This is a genomic window from Deltaproteobacteria bacterium (assembly GCA_020845775.1).
Taxonomy (GTDB): domain Bacteria; phylum Bdellovibrionota_C; class UBA2361; order SZUA-149; family JADLFC01; genus JADLFC01.
The window spans coordinates 1-11,309 of sequence record JADLFC010000112.1 but is presented as its reverse complement, the minus strand read 5'-3'; the positions used below and the strand labels follow the sequence as shown (position 1 = coordinate 11,309).

Below are 11,309 nucleotides of genomic sequence, written 5' to 3'. Positions count from 1 at the left end.
TTTATACCATTTACAAAAAGGATTTTTGTAAATGGTATAAACAGCAAGTGCGTAAGCACTTGCCAATAAACAACAAATACCGTTTCCAAAAAGTAAAATATTTAACTTACTTTTTGGAAACGGTTTAGCTCGGCACCTACTACCTAATTCCATAGTGCAACAGAGCTCAAAGGCCGCTAAACAGGTAACGCTCGCAGTTAAGGCGGCAAATAGCGCAGAAAAAAAGTTTACGCGTTCTGCGATGTTTCCTAGCGGCACAAGTGTGGCAATGTGCGCGAGCAGAACGTAAAGCGGAAACCCCGGCGGGTGGGCTACTCCTAAGCTGTGGGCGGCTAAAATTAGCTCGCCACTGTCAACTAGAGTAGCTGTAGGAGCAAGCGTGAAATAATAAAGTGCTAACGATAACCCAAAGACCAAAAAGCTGCATGTGGTAGTCATACCGAAAAAAATAAAACACCTGTTTTCTATACCGTTTCCAAAAAGTAAAATATTTAACTTACTTTTTGAAAACGGTATAGCAAAAGTGATTTAAATACCTTTCTTTTTTGAAAACGGCATTTCTTGTTTGTTCGTGAATCTAGCGAATGCTGAGACATTATTGACACAGTTAAGAAAGAGCGCCGATCACGCCTGCTCACTCACAGCCCAATTCTGTCGAAGATTTTAGACCAGTGCAGTGAAATGACTTTTCCAAACGACTGCTCGGTTTCATCTCTGGATATACAAAAAGCCTCACATTCAGGATAGTCGGTTAGAAAAGTGTGAAGTTGTTTGATGTGCTCGGCTCTTACAGTATCCGTGGATTTAATTTCTACCAGAGCCGTTTTTTCACCAGGGCGTTCGATTACTAGGTCAACCTCTCTATTCTTAGTGTCACGAATAAACGAGAACTGATAGTTTTTCCGCAGATAACTATTTCTTTTAAGAAACTCTAAAATTACAAAATGCTCGAAAACATATCCAAATCCGAGTGTCGCAGGTGATATATCCATGGCAAAGCTATTCGTAAGAGCTCTAACAATTCCTGGATCGATAAAGTAAAACTTCGGATTTGTTCGTTGCCGCTTGCGCAATGAAGGACTGTAAGGTTCGATCATGCAGCCTACAAGTGTGTCCTCTAATATCTGAAAATAGCGCTGAACAGTTTTCGTATCGACGCGAACATCGAGGGCGATTTTTGAATAGTTGATGACAGTGCCGTTACATTGCGCAGCAACCTGTAAAAATTTTCTAAAAGGTTCGAGGTCTTTTACCAAATGTTCGTCCCATACTTCTTCTTTCAAATATGTGTTTGCATAGGCCTCTAAAAATAGTTTTTTGTCAGAGTTTGTGTCATAAGCAAACACGCCCGGCAGCAAGCCCCATTGAATGGCTTGCATTAGATCGAAGTCATCACCTAGTTCGCTCGAGGTAAGCGGGTATAGTTCATATACGAATGCCCTTCCGGCCAAAAGGTTAGCCCCGCCCAACTTTAGCTTTCTAGCTCTTGAACCCGTAAGGGCAAATTTAGCAGTAAGATTTCTAGCTTCGATAAAATAGTGGATAGTATCGAGTAAGGCGGGAACCTTTTGTATCTCATCAATCACCACCCAGTCCGTAGATGGAGCGATCCTGCGGAGCAATTCCTCCGGATCTGCTTGTAGGCGAGTCATTTCGCTAAATTTTAGCAAATCGATGTAAATCGTATTTCCAGAAACAAAACGCTCTTTTATCAAGGTAGACTTGCCGGTGCCTCTAGCGCCGAACAGAAAAAAACTATTTGATTTCGATATGTTAATTGCTCTATGGAACATGCTCCATAAAATATACTGTTTTTGCGGAGCGGTGTCGAGCCGCTATATGTGCGAGCTAGGGGGTAACTTGCGGCGGCGCGGCAAAATACGAACCAGAACTCATGGAATGAGGTGCGAACAAATATTGAGCGTCCTCAACCCCAACTCTATACCGTTTCCAAAAAGTAAGTAAAATATTTTACTTTTTGGAAACGGTATACCACAGTTCGAGAAGATGGCCGTTAGAATTTGAGTAAAAGGGGCTTCAGACAATTTAGTGGGTAGAGGCTGAAAAATGGCTATAGAACATCATGGAAGATCTAAGAGTTCCTTAATTCCTTCATTCCAAGGCATTATTGTAATATCTTGCTTCCTGCGCGAAGTTGACTCTAAAGAGAAAATTCTCTTTTCCGCTTCTCTGAAAGCCTTACTGATTTGAGATAGCTTTGCAACTTCGGCTTCATCGACGTGCCGGGAGGATTTTATCTCTATTAGAACTAGTGGACGCCCAGGCCGCTCCACAACCAAATCTATTTCATTTCCATCGACGTGATAGTAATAAAACCTAAAATCTCTTTTAAAATAATCGTTTAATCTTTTTGCCTCCAAGATTACAAAGTGCTCAAAAGCCTTACCAAAAGAGTAGCTAGATGGGAGCAGTGGAATAGACAAGCTGTTAGACATAGCTCTGGCTACTCCGGTGTCAAATAAATAGAATTTGGGCGTTTTAGCCTGCCTTTTTCTAACTGACGGGTGATATGCTTCTAGGAAGAAGCCCAGAAGAGTGTCCTCTAGGATCTGAAAATATCGTTGAACGGTATTGGTGTTAGAATAGATTTGCCTGGCAATTTTTGAAAAATTTACCATTTCCGAATTGGCACTGGCGGCAATCTCAAGAAAGCGCACAAAAGGATCTATTTTTCGCACTACCTGCTCTTCCCGTATTTCTTCGCGAATGTAAGTGTGTACATAGGATTTTAAAACATCGCTCTTCTCTTCCTGGTTCTTGATGTTAGCGACGCGGGGAAGAGAGCCCCAACTCAAGGTGTCCTCTAAGGAAAAGTCAGTTCCCAGTTCAATAAAGGTAAGAGGATGGAGGTAGTTTACAACAGCTCGGCCTGCTAAGAGATTGGCACCGCCACGCTTTAATTTTCGTGCACTTGAGCCACTTAAGGCAAATTTGATTTTTTGGTGATATAGCTCGTCTTCCAATAGGCGATGTACCTCATTTAGGAGACTAGGAATCCTCTGAACCTCGTCAATTACTATCCAATCGGGATAACTGTCATTTGCCGCTATCTTTTCCTCCAGTTCTGAAGGTTCTCTAGTATAGCGCAGGAATTCCTCTTGCTTTAAGAGGTCAATCCAAAGAACGCGGGAATGTTTCTTTAGATTTTCGCGAAGGAGCCAGGTCTTTCCGCTGCCGCGAGGCCCAAAAAGAAAAAAACTCTGGAATTCTGGTAGGTTAGATATTCTATGATACATATGTAATATTTTGAGGCAATATTTTACATATGTATCATGAGTTGTCGGTTAACGTCTACATTATCTATCCGTCACAGCATTTACGATGCTATGTATTACAGATGAAGAATACAGCTAACCTCTTGGCCAGCGAATCAGCAAATGTCTGGTTCCAGGTAGAAAAGAGCGAAAATTTTGTAAAGTTTTCGCTACTAGGGTTTTGGGAGCTCGACAATGTCGAGGCCATCTATCGCAGCTTGTCGAAAGCGCAACTCCAGGATGTTCGAGTTGTCGTTGATGGCAGGGGGTTACGCCATTTGGACACGGCTGGCGCTATGCTGCTTTATCACTTTTTAGAAAGCTCTGGCGTCGATGTTAGGGAGGCGGAGTTTAGGAACTTCGATAAGCGACACCTGGATATTGCCAGGCTAGTGGCAAGTCGCTTGGAGCAGCCGGAGGAATTTCATAGCCCCATTTGTCTATCGCTTTTAGAGCGGCTTGGCCAGAATGCTTTGCGCATTTTTAGCGATACTGCGAATTTAACTAGGTTTATCGGCGAAAGCAGCTATGAGCTAGCGCGTACAGCAAAGAGGCCAAAATTTCTTCGCCTTAAAGAATTATTTGTTCAGCTGGAGCTTGGGTTCGTAAATGCTATCCCCGTAGTGTCGCTCGTTACATTTTTGGTGGGCGTCGTCATCGCTTATCTATTTGCTATTCAGATTGAAAAATATGGAGCGAACATATTTATCGTAGATGCGGTAGCACTTGCTATGTGCAGAGAGCTTTCGCCAATGATAGTAGCCATCATTATGGCGGGTCGTTCGGGTTCGGCCTTTACCGCGCATTTGGGCGCAATGAAGCTAAACGAAGAAATAGACGCAATGATAACCATAGGCTTATCGCCGATGCGCGTTTTAGTCGTACCAAGGTTTCTTGCTCTAGTAATTGCCATGCCGCTTCTCGTTTTTGTGGGAGACGCGATTGGAATAATAGGCGGCATGCTAATTGCCGATTTGCGCTTAGGTATCACGGGAGTAACCTACCTTGAGCGTTTGCAGGTAGTGCTACCAGTTAAATCCCTCGTCGTTGGTCTAGTTAAGGCTCCTGTATTTGCCGCATTTATTGCTGTAATTGGCTGTCGAATGGGATTCTCCGTTGAGAATAACGCGAGAAGCGTTGGATTGAGCACTACTTCAACGGTAGTGCAAAGCATAGTGTCGGTGATAATAATTAATGCTGTGTTTGCTGTGATTTTTGTCGAACTGGGCATATAGATGGAACTGCAAGATAACAACCAGCAAACGGTAATTAGAGTAGAAGACATTCATACTAGTTTCGGCGAAGTAGAAATTCACAGTGGTATTTCATTTTCGGTGTTAAGAGGAAGCATCGTAGCCATAATAGGAGGCAGTGGAAGTGGTAAATCTACGTTGCTTAGAGAAATAATAGGCTTACTTAGGCCATCGTCGGGACGAGTTTTGGTTTTTGGAACGGATGTATGGAATTGCTCGGAAATGGAGCTGGTCGAAATGCGACGGCGCTACGGAGTGCTCTTTCAATACAGTGCGCTTTTCTCGGGACTGACGGTGGGCGAAAATATAGCCGTGCCGCTAAAGGAACAATATAGTCTTCCGGACGAGCTTCTTAAGTGCATCATTCAGCTAAAGCTTGCACTTACCGGCCTCGATAAATCGACGGCGCGAAAGATGCCTAGTGATTTGTCAGGCGGCATGAAGAAACGCGTCGCACTTGCGCGCGCACTAGTTTTGGAGCCGGAGCTGCTGTTCTTGGATGAGCCTACCTCTGGTCTTGACCCCGTAAATGCCAGAGCTTTTGACGAGTTAATAAGAACTCTTAGCAATAGTTTGGGACTGACCATTTTTATGGTAACACATGATTTGGACTCGATTACTACTATTGCCGATCGAATAATAGTTTTAGGATCGGGGAATGTTATTGCAGATGGAAATTTGGAGGAAGTCATGCAAGTGCGGGATCCTTGGGTTAGCAATTATTTTTCGTCTGCGAAGGCAAAGAGATACTGATATTTTATTATGGATTCTCAAGCTAAATATGGTTTAGTCGGAGCGGCGGTTGTCTTATCTACCTTGATGATCATCGCGTTTGTGCTTTGGCTTTCGGAAGTTGGCGCTAATAACCAGGTTAAGTATTTTAATGTTTATTTTAAGGAGCATTCCCTAAATGGTTTGCAGACGGATAGCGATGTTACTATGAAGGGGATAAAAATTGGCTCAGTCGTCGATTACCAAATTTCTGAGCGCGACATAGAGCAAGTAAAGGTTCTTCTTAAACTTCAAGAAAGTGTGCCGATAAAAACTGACACGCGAGCGGTGGTTAAGAGAAATTTACTAACGGGATTAGCCACTGTTGAGTTAATTGGCAGTAGTCAGGGCAGTATTGCTTTGGAAAGCGTCTTAGCCGGTGAGGATTATCCAATTATTCCCGAGGGTCGAACTGATCTGGATGTGCTGGCCGATTCACTTCCAGATTTAATGTCGGACGTTTCAAGTATGGTGCAGGAGGCAAGTCTTGCCTTTAGTGAGGAAAATAGGGAGAGCCTCGCTTCTATTTTAGCTAACTTAAAAAAATTTTCAGATGTTTTGGCCACCAAAGATGAAGCTATCGGGGGAATGATAGAGGAGGTTACAAAGTTGGTTAGGGAGCTTCAGTCCATTAGTAAGTCGCTAAATGGCGTTGCTGGCAACATAGATGAGCAACTAAATAAAATAGGCGATGAACTCAATAATGCTCTTATGCAGGTTAGTCAAACTACGGAAACAGTTGGAAAGAAGACAGAGGAAGTCGCTAAGTCCGTTACGAACGCCGTAGACGTAATTACACTTAGGACGGAAGTTTTATCCCAAGATGTAAGTCGGGCTGCTAACAGAATAACTGCCGCTTCTGAGAAGTTTGAGGATCCGAGAGCCCTTATTGCAAAGCCTGGTGTCGATGAATTAGGCCCAGGAGAAGAATTGTTGCTATCTGAAGGTGGGGCGCGATGAAAGTTTATAGGGTGATAATTTGTAGTTTTGTTTACTGTGCGATCGTTAGTGTCGTTGGGGGTTGTAGTTTTTCGCTGGGTGGTGGTTCTAAAAACGAAGTTTATTATGTGCTAGGAGACGATTTGGAGGATTTTAGTGGCAGCGTAAAGGAGCGCGACATCCGTTTGCTCGTTGGTCAAGCGGAAGCAGATAGATTTGTCGATAGCCATAGAATTATTTTTAGTAAAGTTAAGTCGACACGTGGTTACTATAGATATGCTAGTTGGGTGGAAACTCCAACGAGGCGGTTTTCGACTTTATTGGGGAAATATATCGAATCTTCTAAGCTTTTTAGAACCGTAACTCGCCAAAATAGCTCGGTGAAGGCGGACGTTTTGTTACGCAGTGAGTTTTTGGAATTCTACCACGATGTTGCTTCGACGCCAGGAAGGGTGAAAGTTTCGGTCGTATTGGAATTAGTTGATTTGAAAAGCAGGCTACTTATTTCTAGGAGGTATTTTGTGGAAATGATTCCAGTTTCTAGCAATAATGCAAATAGTGCTGTAGATTCTTTTGAGAAAGCTATAGAAAGTATTTTGTCCAAGGTCGTTTATTGGCTAAACGAAGCAGTTCCAGCAGATGTGAGAGATAGTTAGAGTAAGAGTGTAGTGTAATGAATATTCCCCGAATCAGCATAGGCATAGTTACTTACAACCGCGTCGAGTTTTTAAGGCGTGCCATTAGCAGTGCGTTAATTCAGGGGGACGCAGTTAGCGAAATAATCGTGGTCAATGACGGTTCTACGGATGGAACAAAAGCGTATATAGATAATTTATCAATTCCGCAAATTGTAGCAGTGCACCTTTGGGAAAACTCCGGTCGGCCGCAAGCAAGAAACGAGGTAGTTGCTAGGATGAAAGGTGACTACCTTCTGTGGCTTGATGATGATGACGCTTTGGCGGAGAATTGCCTTTCCTCACACTTAGAGATTTTGGCCAAACATCCAGATGCAGATATTATTTATGGCAATCACGTTGCTTGCGATGCTGATTTGAATCCAAAGGAAGAAAGAAAGTCACGAGATGCGCGCCAAGGGGAGATGCTGATGCAGTTAGTGTATGAGGACATAATACCTAATGGTGGAACGCTAATTCGGAAATCAGTTTTTTCTCGAGTAGGGAATTACGATTTGAGTTTTAAGCGGGCACAAGATTATGACTTTTGGGTGCGCGCGGCCATTGCTGGCTGCAAGTTTGTTCATAACGATAGTCCAATTTATTATTTTCGTTTTCACGAAAATAACCTGGCGAACCCTCATTTAATTTGCGATCAAAGCGAGTATCACTGTAAGATTTTGGCCAAGACCATTGAAAATGCCCTAATTGAGGAGATATTTCCAGTCTTAAATTGGAACGAGCAACCAAAGGAATCGGCCGCTAAAGCTTTGCTCCTTTTGGCGCGTATTTTTTTCGACCATGGCGATGACAATAAGGCGCTTGATTGTATTCAGTTAAGTGAGCAATACTGTTCTTCACGCGAGGCTAGTGCTATGAAGGCTTATGTCTACAGAGCGCTTGCAAAATATAGCGAATCGGCTCAGACATTTGGCGCATTATTGGGCGAGATGTATCCGGAATTTAGTGCTATGTTGGTAGAGGTTGGGGCTCCGAGAGGGAGTGCGGCAGTTGCGAGGGGATTTAGTAGTCGTGTTGCAGGATAAGAGTTTAGGAGGTAGCGATGTTTAATAATCTCGAGGAATTTTTTAAGACAGGAGCGTCTTTAGTGGTAGATAAGACTGGCCAACCAACGCCCAGCGAGCTCAGGATTGCTACTGTTTGTCTTCTTATAAAAGCTGGAAGTTTGGATGGGTATTTTCATTCAGATGAATTTGATAGCCTTGTATCTACCCTAAACCGCGAGTTCGAGCTCTCGAACGAGGAAGCTGGCTATAATTTGGAGGTCGGAGGCCTTCTTGTAGATGACGAAGTTAAGATAGAGTCCTTTATTAAGGCGATTAATGCCAATTTTGAAGAGAGCCAAAAAGTGGCAATAATTGCCATGATGTGGCGAGTCATGCTAGCAGATGGCTTGGTGAGTAGCCATGAGGCAGCTTTTGCCTCGCGCACTGCAAAGTTGTTAGGGCTTAATCAAAAACACATTGAGCTCGCTAGGGATATGATTGAAGATGGTCAGGTATAATATAGAGATTTTTTAAAAAAAATCGGGGTGTAGCGCAGCCTGGTAGCGCGCCTCGTTCGGGACGAGGAAGCCGGAGGTTCGAATCCTCTCACCCCGACCAAACATTGCTATTAGTTCTTATTGATTTTTCGTATCCTCGCGCATCTGTTGTGGTGCTGCCAAGGAGGTGCCGCATAACCTATCAGGGTAAGTAAATTGTAGAGTGCCTGTAGTGTGGTTAAGTCTAAGGAAGAAGATTCTTTCGAGATGTTCCTCTGATGACTCTTCTGTTAGGACAGGGCATACGTAAACGTAGCTCTTCACTTTTGTATCTAACGGAGTAGTCGCCTGAAATTTATTGTAGATATCTTGTAGATTGTAGAGGCCCGGAGGCAGTTTTGCTAGCCAGTAATTTAGGTATTTAATTTCCGGATGCAGTTGCAGGTTCTTCTCCGTAACTTCATTGTCTACCTGAGCAATGAAGTCTGGCGAAACCTTTTTCAACAACTCCTTTGGCGCTTTTCCAAGAATATTTTCTGCCACGTGCTCCTTGTAGCAAGGATACTTGTCGAGTGCAGATTCAGGAATGTCCGCTAGCAAGTCGCCATTCATGTCGATTCCGCCTTTTACGACATTTAACTCAAGTGTGCCGTCCTGCACCTTATGAAAGCTAGCATGTGAAAATCGATCCAATTTCTCTGGTGACTTGCCGCTTGCAACGACGATAGACTTTGGTGCCAAAGCATAGAGGTTAATTGGTACATCCGAGTTTTTGCTATCGCTACTCTCCTCGGCCGAATAGTTTCCAGCCGCAATATAAACTCTTGTTCCATAAGATGCAATTCTCTCTATGTGTTTCGCCACATCTAGGCAGATGTTGGCTCTATGATAGGTTCTTACCATCTCCGTATCAAGAGGAACTTCAGATAGTGCAAACTCTAGAAGTCTGGAAAGAATCATCTCTCGACGATTTAGAAGATTAGCAGTAGTTAGTTCGGGTAACTTGCATATTTGTTTTAGAGTAGAAAGTTTTTCTAGAAGTGCAAAAGATATATTTAGAGCGGCGACGTTAATTTTTTTATCTTCTATAAGCTCCGCAAGTTCGCCTAGCGTATAAGCAATAGAACTAGACTGCATGTGAAGCCTTACAAGCCGTTCTTTCTCAGGGTAATCTAGCTCGATCGGAATAGCGACTAGCTCTCCGTGGGTAGCTTCCCATTCGGCATCCGAATCTAGGTTGATCCACCTTGCCTTAAAGTCATCGGCCACGATGTCGATTTTCTTCGGGCCAAATGTCTCTAGTTCCTTGGGGCAATTGTATATTTGTCGTTCAACTACTGAATTGTTAGCTGTATTAACGCTAAGATTCAATGTTGCGTCTTCCGTGGAAGTGGAAATGGCAACTGTAGGTAGCGGAACTTTGAGCTCCTGAGACAGCACGTTTCCCTGGGAGGCAGCATTGCTTTTGCACCCATTTTCTATAGGAGGCGTTGGTCTGTTGCTTAAGACGATATCACCCATATATAAATTGCTAGCTTAATGAATCAAATTGCCCCCTACTAAACGATATGCACAGAAGCAATGAAACAGTGCTGTTTTAGTAGGTTTGAAGAGGCTAGTTCCTGAATGATTTCTCTTGTCATAATTGCGTAGTTCAATAATGCTTCTAAGCACAAAACTCAAACACGGGAACTAGCTTCACTGCTTGGCCATTTGAAACTTCAATACTGCCACTTTCGTTAGCAGTTACAATTAGAAGAGAGGCGTCGGGGTGTTGCAATTTGGCCTTGAGTAGCGCACGCACTTCTCGATCTTGTGCCTGAAATGAACTAAGGTCGAGGCAGACCTGAATGAGTTGTGTAGTAACGTGACCCTCCCTAACAAGAAAATCTACTTCCAAACCTTCGTCTGAACGATAATAAAACAACGAATCTCCTGCTGCGTAGCCTCTGCGGCGAAGCTCTAGATAAACAGCATTCTCAAGCTGTCTTCCCTGCAAAGAAAGAACTTGCCTAGTGCGAGCCTTTATAAACCCAGTATCAATCGAATAAGGCTTTCTTTCGCTTTGAATTCTCTCTTTGGGCTTGAACTTAAATGCGTGAATCGTTTCAATTAAATATGCTTCGCGCACATACTCAATATATTTTTCAACTGTAGTATATGTCGGAGTGTTGTTCAGTGCCTTTGCGATTGCCCTTGCGCTTGTGCGAGATGATATATTTTGAATTAGTAGCGAGATACTGTTAGTTAAGTAAGCGGGAACGCGAATGCTCTTTCGTTTGATTAAATCCTTTAAGACAATAGAATCAAATAGAGTGTTTAAATAGATTCCTGGATCAAGTGCAGTATTTAGTACTACTTCTGGAAAACCACCACAGTCAAGATAGTCTCCAAAACTTTCCCAAGAGCGTCTAATGTTTCTCGCCTGAAGGAACTCTGAGTACGAAAAAGGAAAAAGCTCAAGTGGAAGATGCCTCCCGGTAAGCGCGGTTGCCAATTCGGAACTTAAGAGTCGTGCATTCGAGCCCGTAACAACTAAATTGTAGCCACGCCGATGAAGTTTGTTAAGGATTTTTTCCCACTCAAAAAAATCTTGTATTTCATCTAAGTACCAATACTTGGCACTTGGATAGATCTTGTGGGCAGCCTCAATTATCTGCTCTCCTGTAACATTGGAAAACCGCTCTTCCTCGAAGTTTATATAAGCAACTTTTTCGTTCTCAAGAACTTTTTGAATTAACCGCGACTTTCCCGCACGCCGCGGCCCCATTACGATTTTAATTAAGGAGCTTTCTAGATAACCTCGCAACTTGCTCTCTTGCGCTCGCGGCACATAGGCTATCGCCTTAAATCCCTCAAACTCCTGCCTTTGCCTTTCGATAAGCTCTTCAAT

General features: G+C 43.2%; 11 protein-coding genes and 1 tRNA gene. 7 read left to right on the top strand and 5 right to left on the bottom strand.

Translation table 11 applies throughout. From position 1 onward, the window contains the following. From IT291_07025 to IT291_07015, 3 genes are all read right to left on the bottom strand, one after another. Positions 1-438 (bottom strand): DUF2723 domain-containing protein (locus tag IT291_07025; protein MCC6220975.1); only part of this gene is annotated, 438 nt, incomplete at its 3' end. Positions 439-638: 200 nt separating this feature from the next. Further along, positions 639-1,793, bottom strand: a complete 1,155-nt coding sequence (locus tag IT291_07020) for an ATP-binding protein (protein MCC6220974.1) — start codon at positions 1,791-1,793, stop codon at positions 639-641. A gap of 288 nt (positions 1,794-2,081) precedes the next feature. Continuing rightward, a complete protein-coding gene (locus IT291_07015; GenBank protein MCC6220973.1) occupies positions 2,082-3,257 on the bottom strand; it encodes an ATP-binding protein in 1,176 nt (391 codons plus the stop codon). A gap of 101 nt (positions 3,258-3,358) precedes the next feature. On the opposite strand from IT291_07015, the gene IT291_07010 reads away from it, so the two are divergent. The 7 genes from IT291_07010 (at position 3,359) to IT291_06980 (ending at position 8,537) form a co-directional block, all read left to right on the top strand. Continuing rightward, positions 3,359-4,510, top strand: a complete 1,152-nt coding sequence (locus IT291_07010; protein MCC6220972.1) for an ABC transporter permease — start codon at positions 3,359-3,361, stop codon at positions 4,508-4,510. Continuing rightward, positions 4,511-5,281, top strand: coding sequence for an ATP-binding cassette domain-containing protein (locus IT291_07005; GenBank protein MCC6220971.1), 771 nt, complete (start codon positions 4,511-4,513; stop codon positions 5,279-5,281). It abuts the gene before it with no gap. Between the two features lie 9 nt (positions 5,282-5,290). Further along, positions 5,291-6,259 (top strand): MCE family protein, encoded by a 969-nt coding sequence (locus IT291_07000; protein ID MCC6220970.1) that lies wholly within the window; start codon positions 5,291-5,293, stop codon positions 6,257-6,259. Further along, positions 6,256-6,894, top strand: coding sequence for a membrane integrity-associated transporter subunit PqiC (locus IT291_06995; protein ID MCC6220969.1), 639 nt, complete (start codon positions 6,256-6,258; stop codon positions 6,892-6,894). The genes IT291_07000 and IT291_06995 overlap by 4 nt, the downstream gene beginning before the upstream one ends. A gap of 17 nt (positions 6,895-6,911) precedes the next feature. Continuing rightward, entirely contained in the window at positions 6,912-7,958 is a 1,047-nt protein-coding gene (locus IT291_06990) for a glycosyltransferase (protein ID MCC6220968.1), read from the top strand. 17 nt (positions 7,959-7,975) lie between these two features. Further along, positions 7,976-8,437, top strand: a complete 462-nt coding sequence (locus tag IT291_06985) for a TerB family tellurite resistance protein (protein ID MCC6220967.1) — start codon at positions 7,976-7,978, stop codon at positions 8,435-8,437. Positions 8,438-8,460: 23 nt separating this feature from the next. Beyond that, positions 8,461-8,537 (top strand) — tRNA-Pro (locus IT291_06980). A 17-nt stretch (positions 8,538-8,554) separates the two neighbouring features. Here IT291_06980 and IT291_06975 read toward each other — a convergent pair. Together IT291_06975 and IT291_06970 are read right to left on the bottom strand one after the other, a co-directional pair. Then, the gene (locus IT291_06975) at positions 8,555-9,937 is read right to left on the bottom strand and encodes a hypothetical protein (GenBank protein MCC6220966.1); all 1,383 of its coding nucleotides are present in this window, start codon (positions 9,935-9,937) and stop codon (positions 8,555-8,557) included. A gap of 145 nt (positions 9,938-10,082) precedes the next feature. Further along, positions 10,083-11,309 (bottom strand): ATP-binding protein (locus IT291_06970; GenBank protein ID MCC6220965.1); only part of this gene is annotated, 1,227 nt, incomplete at its 5' end.